Origin of the sequence: Campylobacter sp. US55, assembly GCF_004378955.1 — a bacterium.
GTDB lineage: Bacteria > Campylobacterota > Campylobacteria > Campylobacterales > Campylobacteraceae > Campylobacter_D > Campylobacter_D jejuni.
Window position 1 is genome coordinate 1 of sequence record NZ_RYYF01000030.1, and the last position, 314, is coordinate 314.

Below are 314 nucleotides of genomic sequence, written 5' to 3' on the forward strand. Positions count from 1 at the left end.
AATCTAATTGCAAACAAAAAAGGATTTTTAACAAATATTTTTCCAATTTTGTAAGATAAATAGTTTTGTATTCTCACAGCCTCATCATAATCACTATATTCCTCTAATTTTATCCTTTTAGAATTTGGATTATATTTAATAGATATATTATATATATATTTTTCCAAATAATGATTAAAATAAATACATATAATTGAAAATGGAAGCAATAGAATATTTATCAGCCCTTTAGAATGAATAATTTTTTTCCCTATTTTATAAGATAAATGATTTTCAACAATTTTAACAGCACCGACCATTTTATTTTCTATGGT

General features: G+C 21.3%; 1 pseudogene. It reads right to left on the reverse strand.

The features are described 5' to 3' along the window. Window positions 1–314: pseudogene (locus ELQ07_RS08295) on the reverse strand (glycosyltransferase family 2 protein); the annotation flags it as partial.